The 24862-nt window shown below is 57.5% G+C and carries 18 protein-coding genes and 1 tRNA gene; 16 read left to right on the top strand and 3 right to left on the bottom strand.

Annotation, left to right across the window (positions count from 1 at the left end; translation table 11 throughout):
* Positions 1 to 209: 209 nt before the first annotated feature.
* From RHM56_RS25700 to RHM56_RS25685, 4 genes are all read left to right on the top strand, one after another.
* The gene (locus RHM56_RS25700) at positions 210 to 2132 is read left to right on the top strand and encodes a PrkA family serine protein kinase (RefSeq protein WP_019409846.1); all 1923 of its coding nucleotides are present in this window, start codon (positions 210 to 212) and stop codon (positions 2130 to 2132) included.
* A gap of 103 nt (positions 2133 to 2235) precedes the next feature.
* Complete coding sequence (locus tag RHM56_RS25695) at positions 2236 to 3510, top strand: YeaH/YhbH family protein (protein ID WP_322237235.1); 1275 nt, start codon at positions 2236 to 2238, stop codon at positions 3508 to 3510.
* Positions 3507 to 5069: a SpoVR family protein gene (locus RHM56_RS25690; RefSeq protein ID WP_322237233.1), complete on the top strand. Its 1563-nt coding sequence runs from the start codon at positions 3507 to 3509 to the stop codon at positions 5067 to 5069. The genes RHM56_RS25695 and RHM56_RS25690 overlap by 4 nt, the downstream gene beginning before the upstream one ends.
* A 62-nt stretch (positions 5070 to 5131) precedes the next feature.
* Positions 5132 to 6361 carry a multifunctional CCA addition/repair protein gene (locus tag RHM56_RS25685; protein WP_322237231.1) on the top strand — a complete coding sequence of 410 codons (1230 nt, stop codon included), beginning with the start codon at positions 5132 to 5134 and terminating at the stop codon, positions 6359 to 6361.
* A 192-nt stretch (positions 6362 to 6553) separates the two neighbouring features.
* On the opposite strand, the gene folK is transcribed toward RHM56_RS25685, so the two are convergent.
* Positions 6554 to 7084, bottom strand: coding sequence for a 2-amino-4-hydroxy-6-hydroxymethyldihydropteridine diphosphokinase (folK, locus tag RHM56_RS25680; protein WP_322237230.1), 531 nt, complete (start codon positions 7082 to 7084; stop codon positions 6554 to 6556).
* Positions 7075 to 7428 (bottom strand): dihydroneopterin aldolase, encoded by a 354-nt coding sequence (gene folB, locus RHM56_RS25675; RefSeq protein WP_322237227.1) that lies wholly within the window; start codon positions 7426 to 7428, stop codon positions 7075 to 7077. The genes folK and folB overlap by 10 nt, the downstream gene beginning before the upstream one ends.
* A gap of 74 nt (positions 7429 to 7502) precedes the next feature.
* Between folB and plsY the strand changes: the two genes are divergently transcribed.
* Positions 7503 to 8072: a glycerol-3-phosphate 1-O-acyltransferase PlsY gene (plsY, locus tag RHM56_RS25670; protein ID WP_322237225.1), complete on the top strand. Its 570-nt coding sequence runs from the start codon at positions 7503 to 7505 to the stop codon at positions 8070 to 8072.
* Positions 8073 to 8114: 42 nt separating this feature from the next.
* Here plsY and tsaD read toward each other — a convergent pair whose 3' ends face one another.
* On the bottom strand, positions 8115 to 9140 hold the full coding sequence (gene tsaD, locus RHM56_RS25665) for a tRNA (adenosine(37)-N6)-threonylcarbamoyltransferase complex transferase subunit TsaD (RefSeq protein WP_322237223.1): 1026 nt from the start codon (positions 9138 to 9140) through the stop codon (positions 8115 to 8117).
* Between the two features lie 198 nt (positions 9141 to 9338).
* Between tsaD and rpsU the strand changes: the two genes are divergently transcribed.
* From rpsU to pqqA, 11 genes are all read left to right on the top strand, one after another.
* On the top strand, positions 9339 to 9554 hold the full coding sequence (gene rpsU / locus RHM56_RS25660) for a 30S ribosomal protein S21 (RefSeq protein ID WP_002551877.1): 216 nt from the start codon (positions 9339 to 9341) through the stop codon (positions 9552 to 9554).
* Between the two features lie 473 nt (positions 9555 to 10027).
* Positions 10028 to 11983, top strand: coding sequence for a DNA primase (dnaG, locus tag RHM56_RS25655; RefSeq protein ID WP_322237220.1), 1956 nt, complete (start codon positions 10028 to 10030; stop codon positions 11981 to 11983).
* Positions 11984 to 12050: 67 nt separating this feature from the next.
* Positions 12051 to 13901: an RNA polymerase sigma factor RpoD gene (rpoD, locus tag RHM56_RS25650; RefSeq protein ID WP_322237218.1), complete on the top strand. Its 1851-nt coding sequence runs from the start codon at positions 12051 to 12053 to the stop codon at positions 13899 to 13901.
* A gap of 124 nt (positions 13902 to 14025) precedes the next feature.
* Positions 14026 to 17364 carry a bifunctional diguanylate cyclase/phosphodiesterase gene (locus tag RHM56_RS25645; protein ID WP_322237216.1) on the top strand — a complete coding sequence of 1113 codons (3339 nt, stop codon included), beginning with the start codon at positions 14026 to 14028 and terminating at the stop codon, positions 17362 to 17364.
* A gap of 54 nt (positions 17365 to 17418) precedes the next feature.
* Positions 17419 to 17495: transfer RNA gene (locus tag RHM56_RS25640), tRNA-Ile, on the top strand.
* Positions 17496 to 17676: 181 nt separating this feature from the next.
* Positions 17677 to 18816 (top strand): Fic family protein, encoded by a 1140-nt coding sequence (locus RHM56_RS25635; protein ID WP_322237214.1) that lies wholly within the window; start codon positions 17677 to 17679, stop codon positions 18814 to 18816.
* A 117-nt stretch (positions 18817 to 18933) separates the two neighbouring features.
* Entirely contained in the window at positions 18934 to 19386 is a 453-nt protein-coding gene (locus RHM56_RS25630) for an Lrp/AsnC family transcriptional regulator (protein WP_322237212.1), read from the top strand.
* A 171-nt stretch (positions 19387 to 19557) separates the two neighbouring features.
* A complete protein-coding gene (locus tag RHM56_RS25625; protein WP_322237210.1) occupies positions 19558 to 21240 on the top strand; it encodes a flavin monoamine oxidase family protein in 1683 nt (560 codons plus the stop codon).
* Between the two features lie 109 nt (positions 21241 to 21349).
* A complete protein-coding gene (locus RHM56_RS25620) occupies positions 21350 to 22144 on the top strand; it encodes a carbon-nitrogen hydrolase family protein (protein WP_322237208.1) in 795 nt (264 codons plus the stop codon).
* A 48-nt stretch (positions 22145 to 22192) separates the two neighbouring features.
* On the top strand, positions 22193 to 24637 hold the full coding sequence (gene pqqF, locus RHM56_RS25615) for a pyrroloquinoline quinone biosynthesis protein PqqF (RefSeq protein ID WP_322237206.1): 2445 nt from the start codon (positions 22193 to 22195) through the stop codon (positions 24635 to 24637).
* A 150-nt stretch (positions 24638 to 24787) separates the two neighbouring features.
* The gene (gene pqqA, locus RHM56_RS25610; protein WP_003422658.1) at positions 24788 to 24862 is read left to right on the top strand and encodes a pyrroloquinoline quinone precursor peptide PqqA; all 75 of its coding nucleotides are present in this window, start codon (positions 24788 to 24790) and stop codon (positions 24860 to 24862) included.

Here is a 24862-nt window from a genome sequence, read left to right as displayed (position 1 = left end):
CCTCTCCGATTACCAACTATCCTTAAGCGCAGGCCATCCGAATCTGGGGAGAGCCGGTACACCGGCGTATGGATCATCAGTAGTAACTTCAAGGGGTTAGCCACCTTGATGGTGTCCTGGGGGGTACACGGCAACTGCAATGTTGCTGCATGCCAGCACTCGAACTGACCGATCTATCGCCGGCTCCACGTATCGAGCGAGGTGACGTCATGAGTATTTTTAGCCACTTCCAACAACGCTTTGAATCCACACGCCAAGAAGAGCTCACGCTCCAGGAATACCTTGAGCTGTGCAAACAAGACAAAAGCGCTTATGCCTCAGCGGCAGAACGCCTGCTGCTGGCCATCGGTGAACCGGAACTACTGGACACCTCGACCAACTCTCGCCTGTCGCGAATCTTTTCCAACAAGGTAATTCGCCGCTATCCGGCCTTTGAAGACTTCCACGGAATGGAAGAATGCATCGACCAGATCGTGTCGTACTTCCGCCATGCGGCCCAAGGTCTGGAAGAGAAGAAACAAATCCTCTACCTCCTCGGCCCGGTGGGCGGCGGTAAATCATCGCTGGCTGAAAAGCTGAAACAGCTGATCGAGAAAGTACCGTTCTATGCGATCAAAGGCTCACCGGTCTTTGAATCACCGCTGGGGCTGTTTAACGCGACCGAAGACGGCGCGATTCTCGAAGAAGACTTCGGCATTCCAAAACGCTACCTGAGCACCATCATGTCGCCCTGGGCCACCAAGCGCCTGGCCGAATTTGGTGGCGATATCAGCCAGTTCCGCGTGGTCAAGCTCTACCCTTCGATCCTCAATCAGATCGGTGTGGCCAAGACCGAGCCGGGCGACGAAAACAACCAGGACATTTCGGCCCTCGTCGGTAAGGTCGATATCCGAAAACTCGAAGAATTCCCGCAAAACGACGCCGATGCCTACAGCTACTCGGGCGCACTGTGCCGGGCCAACCAAGGCCTGATGGAATTCGTCGAAATGTTCAAGGCACCGATCAAGGTGCTGCACCCACTGCTCACCGCCACCCAAGAGGGCAACTACAACAGCACCGAAGGCCTCGGCGCGATTCCGTTTACCGGCATCCTGCTGGCGCACTCCAACGAATCGGAGTGGCATACCTTCCGTAACAACAAGAACAACGAAGCGTTTATCGACCGGATCTACATCGTCAAAGTCCCGTACTGCCTGCGCGTCAGCGACGAAGTAAAAATCTACGACAAACTGTTGTTCAACAGTTCTCTGGCCAAAGCGCACTGCGCGCCAGACACCCTGAAGATGCTCGCGCAGTTCACTGTACTGTCGCGCCTTAAAGAGCCGGAAAACTCCAACATCTACTCCAAGATGCGGGTCTACGACGGCGAAAACCTCAAAGACACCGACCCGAAAGCCAAATCGATCCAGGAATACCGCGACAGCGCAGGCGTGGATGAAGGCATGAACGGTCTTTCGACCCGTTTCGCGTTCAAAATCCTGTCCAAGGTCTTCAACTTCGACCCGCACGAAATCGCCGCCAACCCAGTGCACCTGCTGTACGTGCTGGAGCAACAAATCGAACAGGAACAGTTCCAGGCCGAAACCCGCGAACGCTACCTGCGCTTCCTCAAGGAATACCTGGCGCCGCGCTACATCGAGTTCATCGGCAAGGAAATCCAGACCGCCTACCTCGAGTCGTACAGCGAGTACGGGCAAAACATCTTCGACCGCTACGTGCTCTACGCAGACTTCTGGATTCAGGATCAGGAATACCGCGACCCGGAAACCGGCGAAATCCTCAACCGCGTAGCGCTCAACGAAGAACTGGAGAAAATCGAAAAACCGGCCGGCATCAGCAACCCGAAAGATTTCCGCAACGAAATCGTCAATTTCGTGCTGCGTGCCCGTGCCAACAACAACGGCAAAAATCCGACCTGGCTCAGCTACGAGAAGCTGCGCGTCGTCATCGAGAAAAAAATGTTCTCGAACACCGAGGACCTGCTGCCAGTTATCAGCTTCAACGCCAAAGCGAGCAAAGAGGACCAACAGAAGCACAACGACTTCGTTACACGCATGGTCGAACGCGGCTACACCGACAAACAAGTGCGACTGCTCTCCGAGTGGTATCTGCGAGTCAGGAAATCGCAGTGAGGCAGTTGTAAGCCTCAAGCCTCAAGCTGCAAGAAGAAAACACACGCGCTGTGCTTCGACTTGCAGCTTGCAGCTGACAACTTGAAGCTGCCCGGAGGGCCTTATGAGCTATGTGATCGACCGACGCCTCAATGGCAAGAACAAGAGCACGGTAAACCGTCAGCGTTTCCTGCGGCGTTATCGTGACCACATTAAAAAGGCGGTCGAAGAGGCCGTAGGCCACCGTTCCATCACCGACATGGAACATGGCGAGCAAATCAGCATTCCGGGCCGAGATATCGATGAGCCCGTGCTTCACCACGGCCGTGGCGGCAAGCAAACCGTGGTTCACCCCGGCAACAAGGAATTCACCACAGGCGAGCATATCCAGCGCCCGCAAGGCGGTGCAGGAGGCGGTGGCGGCCCCGGCAAGGCGGGCAACTCCGGCGAAGGCATGGACGAGTTCGTGTTTCAGATTACCCAGGAAGAGTTTCTCGAATTCATGTTCGAAGACCTCGAACTGCCGAATCTGGTCAAACGGAACCTGACAGGCACCGATACCTATAAAACCGTACGCGCCGGCATCAGCAGCGAGGGCAACCCGTCGCGCATCAACATCATCCGCACCCTGCGCTCAGCACACGCGCGGCGCATTGCGCTATCGGGCAGCAGTCGGGCAAAACTCAAAGAAGCCAAGGCCGAACTGGAACGGCTGAAGCGCGAAGAACCCGACAACTTCGGCGATATCAAAGAAATCGAGGCTGAAATAGAGAAACTCAGCGCGAGAATTCACCGCGTTCCATTTCTCGACACCTTCGACCTCAAGTACAACCTGCTGGTCAAGCAACCCAATCCCAGCTCGAAAGCCGTCATGTTCTGCCTCATGGACGTTTCCGGCTCCATGACCCAGGCCACAAAAGACATCGCCAAACGCTTCTTTATCCTGCTGTACCTATTCCTCAAGCGGAACTACGACAAGATTGACGTAGTGTTTATTCGCCATCACACCAGCGCCCGCGAAGTGGACGAAGAGGAGTTTTTCTATTCCCGGGAAACAGGCGGCACCATCGTCTCCAGCGCGCTCAAACTGATGCAGGAGATCATGGCCGAGCGTTATCCAACCAATGAATGGAACATCTACGCGGCCCAGGCCTCGGACGGTGACAACTGGAACGACGATTCACCCATTTGCCGCGATATTCTGATCAACCAGATCATGCCGTTTGTGCAGTACTACACGTACGTGGAAATCACGCCACGCGAGCATCAGGCGCTCTGGTTCGAATATGAGCGGATCAGAGAGGCATTTTCCGACACCTTCGCTCAACAGCAACTGGTCTCGGCCGGCGATATTTATCCGGTCTTCCGTGAACTCTTCCAGCGCAGGTTAGCCACATGACCGCCAAAGAGCATAAACGCCAACCCATTTCCACGGGTTCAGAATGGACCTTTGAGCTGATCCAGGCCTACGACCGCGAAATCGGCCGCCTCGCGGAACGCTATGCGCTGGATACCTACCCCAACCAGATTGAGGTCATCACCGCCGAGCAAATGATGGACGCCTACGCCTCCGTCGGCATGCCATTGGGCTATCACCACTGGTCCTACGGCAAACACTTCTTGAGTACCGAAAAATCGTACAGCCGCGGTCAGATGGGCCTGGCCTACGAAATCGTCATCAACTCCGACCCCTGCATTGCCTATCTGATGGAAGAAAACACTATCTGCATGCAGGCACTGGTGGTGGCCCACGCGTGCTATGGGCATAACAGCTTCTTCAAGGGCAACTACCTGTTTCGCACCTGGACCGATGCCAGCTCGATCATCGACTACCTGGTGTTCGCCAAGCAGTACATCATGCAGTGCGAAGAACGCCACGGCATTGACGCCGTGGAAGACCTCCTCGACTCCTGCCATGCCCTGATGAACTACGGCGTAGACCGCTACAAACGGCCTTATCCGATCTCCGCCGAAGAAGAACGCCGGCGCCAGAAAGATCGCGAAGAGCATCTGCAAAAACAGATCAACGACCTCTGGCGCACCATCCCCAAAGGGGCTGACAAATACAGCGAAAAAGACAACGCCCGTTTTCCTGAAGAACCGCAGGAAAACATCCTGTACTTCATCGAAAAACACGCGCCCTTACTGGAGCCCTGGCAGCGCGAAGTGGTACGGATTGTGCGCAAGATCGCCCAATACTTTTACCCGCAACGTCAAACACAGGTTATGAACGAAGGCTGGGCCACGTTCTGGCACTACACCCTGATGAACGACCTGTACGACGAAGGCCTGGTGACCGAAGGCTTCATGATGGAGTTCCTGACCTCGCACACCAGCGTGGTCTTCCAGCCCGGCTTTGACAGCCCGTATTACAGCGGGATCAACCCCTACGCATTGGGTTTTGCGATGTACCGCGACATTCGGCGCATCTGTGAAAACCCTACCGATGAAGACCGTCACTGGTTCCCGGACCTGGCAGGCACCGACTGGCTGTCCAGCATCAAATTTGCCATGAGCAGCTTCAAGGATGAGAGTTTCATCCTGCAGTACCTGTCACCCAAGGTGATCCGCGACCTGAAACTGTTCAGCATCATGGACGACGATCAAAAGGATGATTTGCTGGTGCCGGCCATTCACGACGAAAACGGCTACCGCACCATTCGCGAAACGCTGGCGGCGCAATACAACCTGGGCAATCGTGAGCCGAACGTTCAAATCTGGAGCATTGATCGACGCGGCGACCGCTCACTGACCCTGCGCCATCAACAACATGACCGTAAACCGCTGGGCGAATCCACAGACGAAGTGCTCAAGCACCTGCATCGGCTCTGGGGCTTTGATATTCATCTCGAAACCCTGCAAGGCGACCAGGTGATGAAAGTCCACCACGTGCCCCCCAAAGGCGAACATAGCGACAACGATTACGGACGCCTGGACCTGTCTGTTGTCCATCTGTAACAACACCCGCCTCCGTTGGCACGGCGCACAGGTTATTCTGTCGCGCTAACGGAGGCTTTTTTATGAAGATTTATCAAGTAGGCGGCGCGGTACGCGACCGCTTGCTGGGCATCCCCGTCACCGACATCGACCGGGTCGTGGTGGGCGCAAGCGCCGAGCAGATGCTCGCCCTGGGGTATCGCCCAGTGGGTTCGGATTTCCCGGTGTTTCTTCACCCCATAACCGGTGAAGAATATGCGCTCGCCCGCACCGAGCGAAAAAGCGGCCACGGGTACGGCGGCTTCATCTTCCATGCAAGCCCAGACGTAACCCTTGAAGAAGACCTGATTCGCCGCGACCTGACCATCAATGCAATGGCCGAAGACGATGCAGGCAACTTGACCGACCCGTACCACGGGCAACAAGACCTTGAAGCGCGCATTTTACGCCACGTTTCCCCCGCATTCGCCGAAGATCCTCTGCGCGTTCTGCGTGTTGCCCGATTTGCGGCACGCTATGCCGGGCTGGGTTTCAGCATCGCACCCGAGACGCTAGAACTGATGCGCCAACTGTCCACCTCTGGTGAACTGCAGGCTCTGACCCCGGAGCGCTGCTGGAAAGAAATCTCCCGAGCACTGATGGAAAATCACCCACAGGTCTTCATTGAAGTGCTGCGCAGTTGTGATGCACTCGAAGTGCTGATGCCCGAAGTGAACGCACTGTTTGGCGTGCCTCAGCCTCCCGCTCACCACCCTGAAATCGACAGCGGCCTGCATACACTGAGCGTGCTTGAGCAAGCGGCTTTGCATGGCCAGCCCCTGACCGTGCGCTGGGCCTGCCTGCTACACGATCTGGGCAAAGGGCTGACACCCGAAAGCGAGTGGCCAAGGCACATTGCCCACGAACACAAAGGGCTGCGCCTGATCAAAGCGGTCAATGAACGCTACAAAGTACCGAGGGACTGCCAGGAACTGGCACTGCTGGTGGGCGAGTATCACACCCACGGCCATCGAGCCCTGGAACTCAAGGCGTCGACATTGCTGGAGCTAATGCAACGTTTTGACGTGTACCGTCGACCGCAGCGTTTCGAAGAGTTTGTGGTGGCGTGCGAGATGGACGCCAAAGGGCGACTGGGGTTGGAAAATCGGCCGTATCCACAGGCCGACTACTTGCGGGGCGCAGCCTTGGCGGCGCAAGCGGTAGCGGTTCAACCGCTGCTTGCGCAAGGTTTCAAAGGCCCCGAACTAGGCGAAGCCCTCAAACGCGAACGGCTCAAGGCACTGCAAGCCTACAAAGACGCTGCCAAGCGTTGACTTGAGGATCCGCTACAAGCCGATTTCGTAGCAGTTGCCGAGCCTGCGAGGCTACGTCCGGCTGCGCAGCAGTCGTAAAATCAAACACTGCGGGGCGCGGCAGTAAAACCTTGCATTTAGCGCTTACGATCGCTACGCAATCGGACGTAGCCTCGCAGGCTCGTCAACTGCTACAGGGTTTTGCACGCCCCCTTAAACCGAGCGCTCAAGCATCTCGACCGGCGTCAGATGCGCACCCTGCCACTCAAACGCAACCGGCGCCAACACTTGATCGATTTGCGCATCAGCCCACATCTGGGCAAGGGTTTTACCCACGCCCGGATGTACCTTGTCTGGCGCCATCAAAGACAACGGCCACAGCACAAAAGCATTCTTGAGAATTTCTGCACGCGGCAGGGTCAATCCCTCAAAGCTGCCAACCAAATCGCCGTAAAACAACACGTCGATGTCCAGCGGCAAGCCTTTGCGATCCTGCGCGTAACGCCCGTTATCCGCCTCGATCAGCTTCAAACGTCGGCTTAACTCAACCAATGAAAAATCGGTTTTTGCCGATACCACCAGATTGAAAAAAGGCCCGCTCTTGATGCCCACCGGCAGGCTTTCAAACACCGCAGAGCACTTCATATCCTGCAGAAAACCAGCCAGCGCATTTAATCCGGCGCACAAGTGCTGTTCACGCTCGACATTGCTGCCAAGCCCGAGATAAACCTCTGTTAGCGGCATCCGCGCTCAATCTCCACGCCCACCCCTGTGGCCGCCGCAACGGCGCCGGGCTTGGTCAGTTTGAGGTGCAGCCAGGGAATATTGAACTCACTCATCAGTACTTGCGCCAAACGCTCAGCAAACGTTTCGACCAACTGGAATTGAGCTTCCTCGGCAAATGTCTGAATGCGCGATGACACGCTCGCGTAGTCCAGAGCCAGCGTCAGGTCGTCTCCGGCAGCAGCCGGGCGGTTGTCCCACGCAAAACTCAGATCAAGCCGCAGACACTGACGGATGCCGCGCTCCCAGTCATAAGCACCGATCACGGTGTCAACTTCCAGGCCTTCGATAAACACTCTGTCCAAGCACTCTTCTCCGCAGCACGACAAGGGCGCAATGCGCCGTTAGAATCAGGGCGTCCTTGCCCGGAATAGTTAGCATGTTTTGGTTACTGGCGATCCTCGCCTACCTGCTTGGTTCTATGTCCTTCGCCATTTTGCTCAGCCGCCTGACGGGAAATCCCGATCCGCGAATGAGTGGTTCAGGCAATGCCGGCGCAACCAACATGTTGCGCCTGGCCGGTAAAAAGCTCGCCATCCTGACCTTGCTCGGCGATCTGTGCAAAGGGCTTTTACCCGTATTGCTGGCCTATCAACTGGGCTGCTCGCTCCAGGAACAAGCCTGGATTGGCGCCTGCGCCGTTGTCGGGCACATGTATCCGCTGTACTTTCGCTTCCGAGGCGGCAAGGGCGTGGCCACTGCTGCCGGCATGCTGCTGGGGCTTTATCCGCCCGCCGCACTGCTGGCCGTTGTTGCATGGCTGCTGACCTTTCAGGTCAGCCGCACCAGTTCACTGGCAGCGCTGATTGCCGCCCCCCTCACCCTGCCATTGCTGGCCTGGCAAGAACCCGCCGCACTGCTGCCCATGAGCACCTTGACGATGCTTATCGTCTGGCGACACCGCAGCAATTTACGCGACCTGATGGCCGGGCGCGAACGGCATTTCTGAATTGTGCAGATGAAAAAGACACACGCTTAGTCCGCCCAATACTTACAGCGGCTTCAACTGCTCCATCGGCCAACGCGCCTGCACGCTGATTGCCAGGCTTTCATGCTGACCCGCCAGCAAACGCTGGCAACCGGCAAAGGCAATCATCGCGCCATTGTCGGTGCAGAATTCCGGCCGAGCGTAGTACACCTGCCCCTTCATATCGCCGAGCATTTTCTCAAGAGACTCACGCAGCGCCTTGTTGGCACTCACTCCGCCCGCGATCACCAGGCGCTTCATGCCCGTATGCTTGAGCGCGCGCTTGCATTTGATGGTCAGCGTCTCAACTACCGCCTGCTGAAACGCCAGCGAGATGTCGCAACGCGCTTGTTCGGTATCGTCACCCGCCGCCACACAACGCTGCCAGGTGTTCAGAGCGGAAGTCTTAAGACCGCTAAAGCTGAACTCCAGCCCAGGGCGATCAGTCATTGGCCGCGGGAACACAAAGCGCCCTGCAACGCCTTGTGCCGCCAATCGCGCGATCTCAGGACCGCCCGGATAATTGAGCCCCATCATCTTCGCGGTCTTGTCGAACGCTTCGCCGGCCGCATCATCGAGCGACTCGCCCAACAGCTCGTACTCACCAATGCCATCCACACGAACCAGCTGCGTATGACCACCCGACACCAACAAAGCGACGAACGGGAACTCCGGTGGCTGCTCTTCCAGCATCGGCGCCAACAAATGGCCTTCCATGTGGTGCACGCCAAGGGCTGGAATGCCCCAGGCAAATGCCAGCGCCTGGGCGCAAGAGGCCCCAACCAAAAGGGCTCCAACCAATCCAGGACCCGCCGTGTAGGCAATCGCGTCAATTTCTGTAGGCACGCAGCCGGCCTCAGCCAGCACCTGACGAATCAAGGGCAGCATGCGCTTGACGTGATCCCTGGAAGCCAGCTCCGGAACCACACCGCCATAAGCACGATGCAGATCGATCTGACTGAACAGCGCATCGGCCAAGAGCCCGCGTTCACTGTCGTATAGCGCGACGCCGGTTTCGTCGCAGGAGGTTTCTAATCCCAGTACTAGCATGGGTTTACGCCTTGTAGAGGCTAAATTCGAAGGCGCGCATAATAGTCGCCACTCCCGCCCCCGGCCAGCGGTTTTCGATCAGAGGCTTTGCATTCCGGGCGATGAGGGGTTAACATCCGCAACCCTTAAAAACCGACGTCTTCCAACGCGATTTTGCCTTGAGACGTTGACCCCGGTAATGAATGAAGGTAGCTCTGGATGCCAGCCGTCAAAGTAAAAGAGAACGAACCCTTCGACGTAGCTCTGCGTCGTTTCAAGCGCTCCTGCGAAAAAGCCGGTGTACTGGCTGAAGTTCGCAGCCGCGAATTTTACGAGAAGCCGACTTCTGAGCGTAAGCGTAAAGCAGCAGCAGCTGTTAAGCGTCACGCGAAGAAAGTTCAGCGCGAGCAGCGCCGCGCCGTTCGTCTGTACTAATACACAGACGTTCGTTGCAAGCTTCTGCCAAGCCCGGCCTAAAGCCGGGCCGTAGGCAGTTGCAGCAAGTTACACGCTTTATCGTCAAGGCCGCAGACGCGACCGCGACAAGCGCAACACCACGTCAGACCTGGCTTTCAGCCAGCGGTGCACGTCTTTACTGACGAGCCTAACAAGGCTACCGACGAGCACACTTCTCTGATTTTCCTAAAGACGATCAGCCCAAGGTACTTCTCCTGTACCTGCTTATGAGCTATCCGAGACCCACCACAGGTCAATCCGGACTCAGAGCGCGACACCTATCGAACACATTTGCACTGATTAAAACCTTAGTCAGATGAGATTCGACAGATACACTTCCCCAAAAATGATTGAGCAGACGTCACACGATCGAGCAGCGCACTCCCGTGCACGCCATCATGACCAAGCCCCCTCAACTGGGATAATTTCTGCACCGTGATGACGAGAACGCCATGGCCGGGTTAATCCCCCAGAGCTTTATTGACGACCTTCTGAACCGCACCGATATCGTCGATGTCGTCAGTTCGCGCGTGCAAATGAAGAAAGCGGGCAAGAACTACACGGCCTGCTGCCCGTTCCACAAAGAAAAAACACCGTCTTTTAGTGTCAGCCCCGACAAACAGTTTTATTACTGCTTTGGCTGCGGCGCTGGCGGCAACGCCCTCGGCTTCATCATGGACCACGACAACCTGGACTTTCCCCAGGCCGTCGAAGAGCTGGCGAAAGCCGCCGGCATGGAAATTCCCCGAGAAGAAAGCGGCCGCCAACACAAACCCCGACAGCCCATCGACTCACCGCTCTACCCGCTTCTGACTGCGGCAGCCGACTTTTACCGGCAAGCACTCAAGAGCCATCCTTCGCGAAAAGCCGCCGTCGAATACCTTAAAGGCCGCGGCCTGACCGGTGAAATCGCCCGCGACTTTGGCTTGGGCTTCGCCCCGCCAGGCTGGGACAACCTGTACAAGCACTTGAGCAGCGACACCCTGCAGCAAAAGGCCATGATTGACGCCGGACTGCTGGTCGAAAACGCCGAGACTGGCAAACGTTACGACCGCTTCCGCGACCGCGTCATGTTCCCGATCCGCGACAGCCGTGGCCGCATCATTGCTTTCGGTGGCCGAGTGCTGGGCGACGACAAACCCAAGTACCTGAACTCCCCGGAAACGCCAGTGTTCCACAAGGGCCAGGAACTGTACGGGCTGTTCGAGGCACGCAAGTTCAACCGCAGCCTCGATGAAATCATCGTGGTGGAAGGTTATATGGACGTGATCGCGCTGGCCCAACAAGGCCTGCGTAACGCCGTCGCCACCCTGGGCACCGCCACCAGCGAAGAGCACATGAAACGTTTGTTTCGCGTGGTGCCCAGCGTTTTATTCTGTTTTGACGGAGACCAGGCTGGCCGCAATGCCGCCTGGCGCGCCCTTGAGGCAACATTGTCCTGCCTGCAGGACGGGCGTCGCGCACGCTTCCTGTTTTTGCCCGAAGGCGAAGACCCGGACACACTGGTGCGATCCGAAGGCACAGACGCCTTCAAAGCCCGTATCAACCAGCATGCACAACCGCTGGCCGATTACTTCTTCCAGCAACTGACCGAAGAAGCCGACCCGCGCTCACTGGAAGGCAAGGCCCACATGGCCACGCTGGCCGCACCACTGATCGACAAAGTCCCGGGCGCCAATCTGCGTATTCTGATGCGCCAGCGATTGACCGAAATTACCGGCCTGAGCAGCGAAACCGTCAGCCAACTGGCGCAAAGTGCACCCGCCAAGCCCCAGGCACAACCGACTTACGACCCCGGCATTGATTACGATGCAATGCCCGACTACAGCGATTTCCAGCAACCGGACATGTACATCCCTCAACAGGAATGGACACCGAAAAAGCCTGGCGCTGGCGGCAAGAAGTGGGAAAACAAACCTTGGGACAAAAAAGGCAAGCGGGGCGGCGAGCGTGAGCAAGCCTGGGTTCCGGTCGGCGTTGAGCCGCCCACACTCACAGCCCTGCGTACACTGCTGCATCACCCGCAACTGGCAAAAAAAGTGGAAGACGCCGGGCACTTTGCTGCAGAAGATCAGACCAATAATCAGCTACTGATTGCTCTGGTCGAGGCCGTACAGAAAAATCCTAAGCTAAGCTCTATACAGCTGTTGTCGCGCTGGCATGGCACCGAACAGGGCCGGCTGCTGCAAAGACTGCTGGAAAAGGAATGGCTAATTGATGCCGATAACCTTGAACAACAATTTTTCGACACCATAACTAGCCTGTCAGCGCGTCAACGTGAACGAAATCTAGAGCAACTTCTTCGAAAAGCACGTCAAGGCGAGCTTAGTACCGAGGAAAAAAATGAGTTACGCGACCTCTTGAGTCGCAATAATCCAGCATCAAACCCGACCTCAACTGGCGCGTGAGGTCATAGCTAAGGTATAATCCTCGGCTTGTTTTTTGCCCGCCAAGACCTTCAGTGGATAGGGTGTTATGTCCGGAAAAGCGCAACAACAGTCTCGTATCAAAGAGTTGATCACCCTCGGCCGTGAGCAGAAATATCTGACTTACGCAGAGGTCAACGACCACCTGCCCGAAGATATTTCAGATCCGGAGCAAGTGGAAGACATCATCCGCATGATTAATGACATGGGGATCCCCGTACACGAGAGTGCTCCGGATGCGGACGCCCTTATGTTGGCCGATGCTGACACCGACGAAGCAGCTGCTGAAGAAGCAGCCGCAGCGTTGGCGGCAGTAGAAACCGACATTGGTCGTACTACTGACCCTGTGCGCATGTATATGCGTGAAATGGGTACGGTAGAACTGCTGACACGTGAAGGCGAAATTGAAATCGCCAAACGTATCGAAGAGGGCATCCGTGAAGTGATGGGCGCAATCGCGCACTTCCCTGGCACGGTTGACCATATTCTCTCCGAGTACACTCGCGTCACCACCGAAGGTGGTCGCCTGTCCGACGTTCTGAGCGGTTATATCGACCCGGACGACGGCATTGCGCCACCTGCCGCCGAAGTGCCGCCACCTGTCGACCCGAAAGCTGTAAAAGCTGACGACGACAGCGACGATGACGAAGCCGAAACCGCTACTGACGACGAGGAAGAAGTCGAAAGTGGCCCGGATCCGATCATCGCAGCACAGCGTTTCGGTGCCGTCTCCGATCAGATGGAAGCCGCTCGCAAGGCACTGAAAAAGCACGGTCGTGACAGCAAGCAAGCGATTGCCGAGCTGGTCGCACTGGCCGAGCTGTTCATGCCAATCAAACTGGTCCCGAAGCAATTCGAAGGCCTGGTTGAGCGTGTTCGCAGCGCCCTGGAGCGTCTGCGTGCACAAGAGCGCGCCATCATGCAGCTGTGTGTACGTGATGCACGCATGCCGCGTACCGACTTCCTGCGCCTGTTCCCGGGCAACGAAGTCGACGAAAGCTGGAGCGACGCGCTGGCCAAAGGCAAAAGCAAATACGCTGAAGCCATTGGTCGCCTGCAACCGGACATCATCCGTTGCCAGCAAAAGCTGTCTGCTCTCGAAGCAGAAACCGGCTTGAAGATTGCCGAGATCAAGGACATCAACCGTCGCATGTCGATCGGTGAGGCCAAGGCCCGCCGCGCGAAGAAAGAAATGGTTGAAGCCAACTTGCGTCTGGTGATCTCCATCGCCAAGAAGTACACCAACCGTGGCTTGCAGTTCCTCGACCTGATCCAGGAAGGCAACATCGGCTTGATGAAAGCGGTAGACAAGTTTGAATACCGCCGCGGCTACAAATTCTCGACTTATGCCACCTGGTGGATCCGTCAGGCGATCACTCGCTCGATTGCCGACCAGGCCCGCACCATCCGTATTCCGGTGCACATGATCGAGACGATCAACAAGCTCAACCGTATTTCCCGCCAGATGTTGCAGGAAATGGGCCGTGAACCGACCCCGGAAGAGCTGGGCGAACGCATGGAAATGCCTGAGGACAAAATCCGCAAGGTATTGAAGATCGCTAAAGAGCCGATCTCCATGGAAACCCCGATCGGTGATGACGAAGACTCCCATCTGGGCGACTTCATCGAAGACTCGACTATGCAGTCGCCAATTGATGTAGCCACCGTTGAGAGCCTTAAAGAAGCAACACGCGACGTACTGGGCGGCCTCACTGCACGTGAAGCCAAAGTACTGCGCATGCGCTTCGGTATCGACATGAATACCGACCACACCCTTGAGGAGGTTGGTAAGCAGTTCGACGTTACCCGTGAGCGGATTCGTCAGATCGAAGCCAAAGCGTTGCGCAAGCTGCGCCACCCGACGAGAAGCGAGCATTTGCGCTCCTTCCTCGACGAGTGATCCCAAAACCCCCGGCCCTGCCGGGGGTTTTGCTTTATAGCCATCACAATCTCCCTCCCCGCTACCTCCCCCCGCGCCAGAGCCCGACTACACTCGCTTTATTCGAGCGTAAAACGAGAAGCGCATGTCACGACTGCTGGTACTTCTGTCTCTATCGCTTCTTGCCTGGAACTCAGCGGTCGCAGCCCTGACGTTTACCGACGAAGAACAGCAATGGCTTAAAAACCACCCCGAACTGCGCCTGGGCGTGGACGCCACGTGGCCGCCTTTTGAGTTTCGTGATGAGCAAGGCATCTACACCGGGCTAACCGCTGATTATGTAAAGCTGATCAAAGAGCGGCTTGGGATCACCGTGAAATTGGTGGAGCCGTATAGCTGGAGCACCGTACTGAAATTAACCAATGACAGCCAACTCGACTGGCTGCCCAGCATTATGTCGACTCCCGAACGGCAAAAGACTTTGGGCTTTACCCGCCCGTATCTCGACTTCCCCATCGTCATTCTGGCCCACAAGGGTGGCGCCAACCCCAAAAACCTTAATGATCTGTACGGCCTCAAAATTGCCGTGGTCGAAAACTATGCCCCCCACGAACTACTGCGGGTTCAGCACCCCGACCTGAACATCGTCGCGCTGCCCAACGTCAGCTCCGCGTTGCAAGCGCTGGCCACCGACCAGGTGGATGCCATGGTCGGCGACCTGGCCTCAAGCGTGTGGAGCCTGCGCCAACTCAAGCTCAACGGCCTCTACGTCAGCGGCGAAACGCCTTACCGCTACCAAATGGCAATGGCGGTACCCAAAAGCGAAACCACTTTGCTGGCACTGCTCGACAAAGTGCTGGCCGACATGAGCCCCAGTGAAACCCAGGCCATACAAGAGCGCTGGATCGGCAGCACCAGCGACTATCGCCCCCTGTGGCGCATGCTGCTGTTCTATGGACTCCCAGCCATCGTGCTGCTGATCGCCGTCATGGCCGTGCTCATACGCATCAATCGACGCTTGAGCTCCGAAATCACCCGCCGGGTAGATCTCGAACAAGCACTGCGCAGCAGCGAATACCACTACAGAGGCTTGATCGAAAATCTGTCAGCCATTGCCTGGGAAGCCCGCCTCAACGGCAACACCTACACCTATACCTACGTATCGCCACAAGCCGAAGCCCTGCTCGGCTACCCCATGAGCGACTGGTTAAGACCGGACTTTTGGGACAGCATCGTGCACCCGGACGAACTGGCCAGAATCAAGGCTTACTGCGATACGCAAATCAGCGCCGAGCACAACTACAGCGTCGACTATCGAGTCCTCACCTCTGACGGTAAAACCCTGTGGATACGGGATATTGTCAGCCTCACCAGCCAGCACCCGCACACGGTGCTGCGCGGCCTGATGATCAACATCAGCGAAACCAAAAAAACCGAAGAAGCCTTGCGGCTTTCCGAAGAGAAGTTCGCCAAAGCCTTCCACGCATCGCCAGATGGCCTGCTACTCAGCAGGCAAAGCGATGGCCTGCTGATCGAAGTGAACGAAGGCTTCACCCGCCTCAGCGGCTATGACAGTGCCGAGTCACTGTGTCGATCAACCCTGGACCTGCAACTGTGGGTCGATCCTGAGCAACGCAAAGGCCTGGTAGGGCTACTGGAAAAAAATGGCTTTGTGCGAGATTACACCTGCCATATACGGCGCAAGGACGGGCTGATCCGGCTCTGTGAAATCTCCAGCAGCCCACTGATGATTGGCAACGAATGCTGCATGCTGGCCATCGCCCGCGACATCACCGAACGCCATCAAATGCAGGAAAAACTGCTGCAAACCGCCACCGTGTTTGAAAGCACAGCCGAAGGCATCCTCTTCACCGACCCGCAGCAGAAAATCACTGCCGTTAATCGGGCCTTCACTGAAATCACCGGCTATAGCGAGAGCGAAGCACTGGGCAAAACACCCCGTATTCTGGCCTCGGGCCAACACGACAGTGCGTTCTATACCGCCATGTGGCACCAGCTTTCACAAGCAGGCCACTGGCAAGGCGAGATCTACAACAAACGCAAAAAGGGCGAAAACTACCCCTGCTGGATGACCATCAGCGCCGTGCACAATAGCGATAAAAACGTAACCCACTATGTCGCCGTGTTTGCCGACATATCCAGCATCAAACGCGCCCAGGCACGCTTGGACCACCAAGCCCACCACGATCCGCTGACCAACCTGCCCAACCGACTTCTGTTCGACAACCGGTTACAGCAAGTCCTGATTGACCAGGAGCGCGACGGCAAACATGGCGCCGTCTTGTTTCTTGACCTGGACCGCTTCAAAAACATCAATGACAGCCTCGGCCACCCCGTCGGCGACCTGCTGCTCAAAGGCATCGCCACACGCCTGAAAAAACACCTGCGTGACATCGACACCGTTGCCCGCCTGGGCGGCGATGAATTCATCATCCTGCTGCCAGGCCTCAAGCAACCTGACGACGCCGAACTGATCGCCGACAAACTGCTGGCCTGCTTCAACGCGCCCTTCAGCGCCGGGGAGTACGAACTGTTCATCAGCGCCAGCATTGGCATCAGCGTCTACCCGGAAGACGGCACAGACGTGGCCACACTGGTCAAAAATGCTGACGCCGCGATGTACCGCTCCAAACTCAAAGGCCGCAACCGGGTTGAGCGCTACACCCACGACCTGACCTCCCAGGCCAGCGTGCGCGTGGTCCTGGAACAAGAACTGCGCAGAGCACTGGAGCGTGGCCAACTGTCATTGTTCTACCAACCCAAGATCAGCCTGCACGACCTGCAACTGATCGGTGCCGAAGCGCTCATTCGCTGGCACCACCCTACATTGGGAGAAATCTCACCCGAGCGCTTCATTGTGTTGGCCGAAGAAAACGGCATGATCATCCCCATAGGCGACTGGGTACTTGAGCACGCGTGCCAACAAATGCACCTCTGGAATCAGACCTACGAACCCTTTGGCCCTGTCTCAGTCAACCTCACAGGGGCACAACTGCACCAGCCAAAACTGCTCGGTCGTATCCAGCAACTGCTGAGAACCTACAGCCTCAAACCCGGCTGCTTACAACTGGAGATCACTGAAAACTCCATCATGAGCCAGACCGAAGAAGCACTCGAAGCCCTGCATCAGCTCAAAAACATTGGAGTGCAACTGGCCATCGACGACTTCGGCACCGGCTACTCCTCCCTCAGCTACCTCAAGCGCTTACCGCTGGACACGCTAAAAATCGACAAATCATTCATCCGCGGCCTGCCCGACGACCCTCACGACGCCGCTATCGTGCGCGCCATCATCGCCCTGGGGCGCAGCATGCAATTCAGCATCATTGCCGAAGGCGTCGAAACCCAGGCGCAACAAGCATTTCTGGCGGCAGAGGGTTGCGAACAAATCCAGGGCTACCTCATCAGCGTCCCATTAAGTGCGACAGAATTCGCAGCCACATTTCTTCGCACCTCTATTTAGGACTTTTCGGATAGCACTCGAACGAAACCATCGTTATAATCCGCGGCCTACTGAGGGCCTATAGCTCAGTTGGTTAGAGCAGGGGACTCATAATCCCTTGGTCGTAGGTTCGAGTCCTACTGGGCCCACCACTTTGAAAGCCGCGCACTGCGCGGCTTTTTCATGTCCGCGATAAAATCGCCAAGCCTGTTCTATAGTCCAAAGTAACAGGCACTTAAAGTGTTGATTAGACAGTGAGCCGAATAGCCGGCATTATCGGCTCAGCTTATGAGCCGAATAGGCTCGCAAATCGCCTCACAGATGAGCAAACCGATGAATACTCCCTTCTGGATCTGGCAGCAGTCCAACTGGCCAGACTTCAGTTGGCAAGCCGAACCGCTTGCCCCGCTTCTGCGCGCTTGCGGCCAGGCTCAGGGCCGTTTGCTCGGGATGCTCGGTGCTGTAGGCAGTGACACAGAGGTGCAGAGTAGCCTGGATGCCATGCTGCAAAACATCGTCACCTCATCAGCCATCGAGGGCGAGCAACTGAATGTCGGCTCGGTGCGATCATCACTGGCGCGGCGCTTGGGGTTGAACGAAGAGGCCCGCACCACTGCACGCTCAGAAGGCTTGGCGGAGTTACTTCTCGATGCCACCTGCGCACACCAGCAACCTTTAAATCTAGAACGATTGTACGGCTGGCACTGCTGGCTATTCCCCCTCGACGACAACCTGTTGCCACGCCCGATACGCATAGGCTCACTGCGCGGCGAAGAGCCTATGCAGGTTGTTTCCGGGCGTCTCGACCGCCCCACCGTACACTTTGAAGCCCCACCACGCGCGGGATTGGAAGAACAGTTGGCCGACTTCTTCACCTGGTTCGAAAGCAGCCGCAACGATACCAGCCTAGACCCATTGCTGCGCGCCGGCATTGCCCATTTCTGGTTTGTCACCCTGCACCCCTTTGATGACGGAAATGGCCGTCTTACTCGCGCCATCACAGACTTGGCGCTGGCCCAAGGCGAGCAGAAGGCAATTCGCTTTTATGCCATGTCAGCGAGCATCCTCGACGACCGCGCCGGCTATTACACCCATCTTGAGTCTAGCCAGAAAAGCACGCTCGATATCACGGCCTGGTTGCAGTGGTTTCTGGGCACATTGCTCAAGAGCCTGGAGCATGCACTTGCCCGTATCGACCGTGTGCTGTGCAAGGCGCGCTTTTGGCAGACGCACCGCAATAGCGCCCTGTCTGCTGAACAGATCAAAGTGCTTAACCGTCTGCTTGATGGCGGCGAGCGAGGATTTGAAGACGGAATCAGCGCCGCTCAATACCAAGCAGTCGCCAAGGTCTCTAAAGCGACAGCCACTCGCCACCTAAGCGATCTGGTAACGAAGGGTTACATCGCCCGACTGCCGGGAGGTGGGCGCAGTACTCGCTACCAGGTAAATCATGCAAGCAATACCCCTGCCTGAATTCCACCGCGGCGCCGATCGTGGTGCATTGGCGGTAACGGCTCGCTATTGAATGTCCCACGCTCGCTCAGCCCTGTACGATAACCGCCCGTCACGCTCACACCTGGGGAGCCTCTCTTGTCCGATACCCGCCCGCCTGCACTGGATGAAATCGACCGCCAATTGATCGCGGCCTTGCAGCTGAATGCCCGCGCGAGTGTGGCCATGCTGGCACGGCAGTTGGGGATTGCCCGTACCACAGTGACGTCGCGTCTGGCGCGGCTGGAAAAGACTCAGGTCATCACCGGTTATGGCGTGCGCCTGAGTCAGCGCCTGATGGATGGCGGCTTGCAGGCGTATGTCGGGATTACCGTGCAGCCACGCTCCGGCAAGGAGGTGGTGCGGCGCTTGAGCAATATGGCGCAGGTGCAGCAGTTGTGCGCGGTCAGCGGTGAGTTCGATTACGTGGCTTGGCTGCGCAGTGAATCGCCCGAGCAACTGGATCAGTTACTCGATCAGATCGGCAGTGTCGAAGGCGTTGAAAAGACCACCACGTCGATCATTCTCAGCAGCAAAGTAGATCGCGGTTAAGCCATAACGCCGCGACGACACATCAAACTGCCTATCAAGTTCGTCATATCGACTTAAACAAGGTCATAACGACGACACTTTGCGTCTTAATTACGTGTTCCACGCGCTCTAAACTGACGGCTGTCTTTTCCTATACTCACGTGTAACGCGAGTCGCCCAGTAAGGTCAGTCATGAACAAGAATAATCGCCACCCTGCCGACGGCAAAAAACCGATCACTATTTTCGGGCCCGACTTTCCATTTGCCTTTGATGACTGGATCGAACACCCCGCAGGCCTGGGCAGTATTCCGGCAGACAAGCTGGGTTCGGAGGTGGCGATTGTTGGCGCCGGGATGGCGGGCATGGTGGCCGCTTACGAGCTGATGAAGCTGGGCCTCAAGCCAGTGGTGTATGAAGCGTCGAAGATGGGCGGACGTCTGCGCTCGCAAGCGTTTGAGGGCAGCGAAGGAGTGATTGCCGAGTTGGGCGGCATGCGTTTCCCGGTGTCTTCAACGGCGTTTTACCATTACGTCGACAAGCTGGGCCTCGAAACCAAACCGTTTCCCAACCCGCTGACGCCCGCTTCTGGCAGCACGGTGATCGACCTTGAAGGCCAAACCTTCTACGCACAAAAGCTGGCAGATTTGCCTGCGCTGTTCCAGGAAGTCGCCGACGCTTGGGCCGACGCGCTGGAAGCAGGCTCACGCTTTGGCGATATTCAGCAAGCCATCCGGGACCGTGACGTCCCGCGCCTTAAAGAGCTATGGAATACGCTGGTTCCGCTGTGGGATGACCGCACCTTCTACGATTTTGTCGCCACGTCCAAAGCCTTTGCCAAACTGTCTTTCCAGCACCGCGAAGTGTTTGGACAAGTCGGGTTCGGCACGGGCGGCTGGGACTCGGACTTCCCGAACTCCATGCTCGAAATTTTCCGTGTGGTGATGACCAACTGCGACGACCACCAGCACTTGGTCGTCGGCGGCGTTGAACAAGTGCCGCTGGGCATCTGGAGCCATGTGCCTGAGCGTTGCGCCCACTGGCCTGAAGGCACCAGCCTACGCTCGCTGCACCGTGGCGCACCGCGCACCGGGGTCAAAGCCATTTCACGCTCGGCAGATGGGCATTTTTCGGTCACTGATAACCTCGGCGTCACCCGCACTCACGAGGCTGTTTTGGTCACGTGCCAAAGCTGGTTGCTGACCACGCAAATCGACTGCGAAGAATCGCTGTTCTCACAAAAAGTGTGGATGGCGCTGGATCGCACGCGCTATATGCAGTCCTCGAAAACCTTCGTCATGGTCGATCGCCCGTTCTGGAAAGACAAAGACCCGGAAACCGGCCGCGACCTGATGAGCATGACCCTCACCGACCGCCTGACCCGTGGCACGTACCTGTTCGATAACGGCGACGACAAGCCGGGCGTGATTTGCCTGTCGTACTCGTGGATGAGCGATGCGCTGAAAATGCTCCCGCACCCGGTGGAAAAGCGCGTGAAACTAGCGCTCGATTCGCTGAAAAAGATCTACCCCAAGGTCGATATCGCCAGCCGTATCATCGGCGACCCGATCACTGTGTCGTGGGAAGCCGACCCGCACTTCCTCGGTGCTTTCAAAGGCGCATTGCCGGGCCACTATCGCTATAACCAGCGCATGTACGCGCACTTCATGCAGCAAGACCTGCCCAGCGAACAGCGCGGAATTTTTATTGCTGGCGATGATGTTTCATGGACACCGGCCTGGGTTGAAGGCGCGGTGCAAACATCGTTGAACGCGGTGTGGGGCATCATGACTCATTTCGGCGGCAGCACCCACGCCGACAACCCGGGCCCTGGCGATGTGTTCAACGACATCGGGCCGATTGCCTTGCCGGATTGACTCAACGTCATAGACCCGTAGGAGCGAGCTTGCTCGCGATCTTTTAAACGATCAAAAGATCGCGAGCAAGCTCGCTCCTACGAGGATGGTGCACAACAGGAGAGCCCCCATGCGCGTCGCCCTTTACCAATGTCACCCTTTGCCGCTGGACGTAGCAGGCAATCTGCAACGCTTGAAAACCATCGCCTCGCAGACCAAAGACGTTGATTTACTGGTGCTGCCCGAGATGTTTCTCAGCGGCTACAACATTGGTGCACAGGCCGTGGCCGAACTGGCCCAGGCCCACGATGGCGAGGCTGCTCAACAGATCGCCGAGCTGGCGAAAACCACCAGCATGGCGATTGCCTACGGCTACCCCGAACGCGATGCGAACGGGCACATTTACAACAGCGTGCAGATCATCGACAGCCACGGCAAAAGCCTGTGCAACTACCGCAAAACCCATCTGTTTGGCGAGCTGGATCGCGGCATGTTCAGTGCCGGGCCTGACGCGTTCCCGGTGTTCGAACTCAATGGCTGGAAACTTGGGGTACTGATTTGCTACGACCTTGAGTTCCCGGAAAACACCCGCCGCCTGGCCTTGGCCGGGGCTGAGCTGATCGTCGTACCCACCGCCAATATGGCGCCCTACGACTTTATCGCCGATGTCACCGTGCGTTGCCGGGCGTTCGAAAACCAGTGCTATGTGGCCTACGCCAACTATTGCGGGCATGAAGGCAGTATCCAGTACTGTGGCCAAAGCAGCATCGCCGCGCCCAACGGCCTGCAAGTCGCATTGGCCAAACAGACAGAAACCCTGATCACCGCCACCCTCGAACGCCAACAGTTGCTGGATGCCAAGACCGCAAACGTCTACCTCGCGGACCGCCGTCCGGAGCTTTACAACGCACTGAGCAAGCGCTGATTGCCCGTAATCCGCTAGCATGTGGGCATCTCTGTTCCGGAAATGCCCATGCCTGCGCTGAACCACACTCACGCCCAACGTTTGACCCTCGCTAGCGGTCTTACCCTTTCACTGCGCCATGAGCCGCGCCTCAAGCGCTGCGCGGCTTTTTTACGGGTGCACGCGGGCAGCCACGATGTACCGGCTGCCTGGCCCGGCCTGGCACATTTTCTGGAACACCTGCTGTTTCTCGGCACTGAACGCTTTGCGGCTGACGACAACCTGATGGCCTACGTGCAACGTTACGGCGGGCAGATAAACGCCCGCACCAGCGAGCGCCACACCGACTTCTTTTTTGAACTGCCGCCCGCCGCCTTTGAAGGTGGTCTGGAGCGGCTGTGCGACATGCTCGCCCACCCGCGCATGAATCTGGACGACCAACTGCGCGAACGCGAGGTGCTGCACGCCGAATTTATTGCCTGGGCCCGTGAGCCTTCGGCACAGCGCCAACTGAATCTGCTTCAGCCGTTGAACCCGGCGCACCCGCTCAGGGCTTTCCATGCGGGCAATCGCTACAGCCTGCCGATCCCGCGCCCCGCCTTTCAGCAGGCGCTGCGGGACTTCTACCAGCAGTTCTATCAAGCGTCGAACATCAGCCTTAGCCTCGTTGGCCCCGTGCCGCAAGACACGCTTCGCGCACTCGCCGAGCGGTACACCGATCAATGGGCCACAGGCCCGACGTGCGCCCAAGCCCGCCCACCCGCGCTGATGCCACGCCATGAAACGGCGTACCAGCAGCTCACCGGGCAGTGCCTGAACCTGATGTTCCCCTTCGAACAATTACCAGAGGCGTCAGACGCGGCCCTGGAGTTTCTGTGTCATTGGATCAATGCCGACAAGCCCGGCGGACTCATCGCACACCTGCGCGATCAGCACCTGTGCAACAGCCTTAACGCTGACGTGCTGTATCAGTTCAACGGCCAGGCCCTGCTGCATCTTGAATTCAGCGCACCGAATGACATCGCCCACAACGCTGCACAACTCTGCGAGACGTTTTACGACTGGCTGGCGTTCTTCAACGCGCAACAAGACTGGTCTTCCCTGCGCAGTGAATTTCGGCGACTGCAACAGCGTCAGCAAGACGTCAGCGACGCACTGCAACTGGCCCGCCGTGACACTGAGCAACGTGAACCTGGCCTGTCAGATCAAGCCGTAGACGCGCTCAAGGCCCTCTTGCAACACATGCTGCCCGCCACGCAGCCTTCCGCCCGTCACGCGTGGCAGCTGCCTGCGCCGAACCCGTTTCTGGCTGCGCCAACAGAGCCGGCCAATGCGGGTCTGATTCGCGGCCAGACCAGCGCTCACCGAGGCCTGCGAACCTTTGCTCAAGATCGCCTGCGTAGCCGTCGCGACGGATCGTCGGCCATGAGCTTTAGCGCAGAACTGCCCGCGCTCGACGGCGAGGCGACGGTTTACCTGCGTTGGCGTTTAGCGGCCACCCCGGCGAGCAGCCTGCTACCAGTGCTGGAAGAGCGTTTGCGCCCCCTGCAACACGATGCCCGGCAAGCCGGGGTTGAGCTGTCGTTCAGCGCTGCTGGCAATGACTGGCTGCTGAAAGTCCACGGCGTTCATACGCCGCTGCCCGCGCTCCTGGAACACGCGCTGCGAGCGCTCAGTGCGCCCGCGGCTGACACGTTCAGCCCGCCGCCTGCCGCGCCGTTAATGCCCATCCGCCAATTGCTTAAACGGCTGCCCGATGCCAGCCAGCAGACCAGCCAATCGATCATCAGCGACGTGGCGCAATGCTGGGCCTCGGCACGCTGGGACGGCCTGGCCGTCGGTCTGCCCGCTGCAACACAGCCTTTGATCAGCGCTGTATTGAGCAAAGCTCCCGGCACCCCGGATGCGAGCTTGCCGACGCTCGAACATCCAGCCCAACGCCGCTGGATCACCGAAGCATGCGACTCCAGTGAACACGCCTTGCTGGTGTTTTGCCCGGCCCCAACAGGTGATCTGGAAACCGAAGCCGCCTGGCGCCTGCTCGCCCACCTCGCGCAGACCCCCTTCTACCAGCAGCTACGCGTTGAGCAGCAACTGGGTTACGCGGTGTTCAGTGGCCTGCGTCCACTCAACGGGCAAATCGGCCTGCTGTTCGGCGTGCAGTCGCCTCACGCCTCATGCGCCGAAATCTTCGAGCACATCCGAACCTTCCTTGCCGATTTGCCTGCGCGAATTACTGCGCTGGATGAAACATCCTTCATTCAGGCGCGTGCCGCCTTGGCACAACAATTCTCACCCGAGTCCCTGAGCGCGTCTCAAGCCAGCGAACTGTTGTGGCAAGCCAAATTGGGGGGCCACCCGTCGGACTACTTGAAAGCCCTCTACGCCGCGCTTATAAGCCTGGATCAACGGACTACACTGAAAGCTGCTCAGCACATTGTTCAGCCTGACTGCGCTTGGCTGTGTGTCGCCACCCAGTCAGCAACTGAAACGTTTTTTCTCGGGAAAAGCTGATTTTTACCAACCCCGTAAAGAGCTTTCTCCGACATTGAGCGTTCAACAGCGGACAATTTTAGTAACATAGCCGCCTAAGCATCGGAACAACTCCTTCGGGAGCTGGACTAACCAAGAGACACCCCACCCACCCGCTGAAGGAGACACCCTATGTCGTGGACTAAACCTGCTTACACCGACCTGCGTATTGGCTTTGAAGTGACCATGTACTTCGCAAGCCGTTGA

Source organism: Pseudomonas sp. CCC3.1 (assembly GCF_034347405.1).
GTDB lineage: Bacteria > Pseudomonadota > Gammaproteobacteria > Pseudomonadales > Pseudomonadaceae > Aquipseudomonas.
This window is presented reverse-complemented; position numbering and strand designations above follow the sequence as displayed.

Excerpts from the sequence above, each read along its gene's own strand:
- RHM56_RS25700 (WP_019409846.1), top strand. The coding sequence starts at position 210 with ATGAGTATTTTTAGCCACTTCCAACAACGCTTTGAATCCACACGCCAA.
- RHM56_RS25625 (WP_322237210.1), top strand. The coding sequence starts at position 19,558 with ATGAACAAGAATAATCGCCACCCTGCCGACGGCAAAAAACCGATCACT.
- plsY (WP_322237225.1), top strand. The coding sequence starts at position 7,503 with ATGTTTTGGTTACTGGCGATCCTCGCCTACCTGCTTGGTTCTATGTCC.
- RHM56_RS25690 (WP_322237233.1), top strand. The coding sequence starts at position 3,507 with ATGACCGCCAAAGAGCATAAACGCCAACCCATTTCCACGGGTTCAGAA.
- folK (WP_322237230.1), bottom strand. The coding sequence starts at position 7,084 with ATGCCGCTAACAGAGGTTTATCTCGGGCTTGGCAGCAATGTCGAGCGT.
- RHM56_RS25645 (WP_322237216.1), top strand. The coding sequence starts at position 14,026 with ATGTCACGACTGCTGGTACTTCTGTCTCTATCGCTTCTTGCCTGGAAC.
- pqqF (WP_322237206.1), top strand. The coding sequence starts at position 22,193 with ATGCCTGCGCTGAACCACACTCACGCCCAACGTTTGACCCTCGCTAGC.
- tsaD (WP_322237223.1), bottom strand. The coding sequence starts at position 9,140 with ATGCTAGTACTGGGATTAGAAACCTCCTGCGACGAAACCGGCGTCGCG.
- rpoD (WP_322237218.1), top strand. The coding sequence starts at position 12,051 with ATGTCCGGAAAAGCGCAACAACAGTCTCGTATCAAAGAGTTGATCACC.
- dnaG (WP_322237220.1), top strand. The coding sequence starts at position 10,028 with ATGGCCGGGTTAATCCCCCAGAGCTTTATTGACGACCTTCTGAACCGC.
- rpsU (WP_002551877.1), top strand. The coding sequence starts at position 9,339 with ATGCCAGCCGTCAAAGTAAAAGAGAACGAACCCTTCGACGTAGCTCTG.
- RHM56_RS25685 (WP_322237231.1), top strand. The coding sequence starts at position 5,132 with ATGAAGATTTATCAAGTAGGCGGCGCGGTACGCGACCGCTTGCTGGGC.
- RHM56_RS25620 (WP_322237208.1), top strand. The coding sequence starts at position 21,350 with ATGCGCGTCGCCCTTTACCAATGTCACCCTTTGCCGCTGGACGTAGCA.
- RHM56_RS25635 (WP_322237214.1), top strand. The coding sequence starts at position 17,677 with ATGAATACTCCCTTCTGGATCTGGCAGCAGTCCAACTGGCCAGACTTC.
- RHM56_RS25695 (WP_322237235.1), top strand. The coding sequence starts at position 2,236 with ATGAGCTATGTGATCGACCGACGCCTCAATGGCAAGAACAAGAGCACG.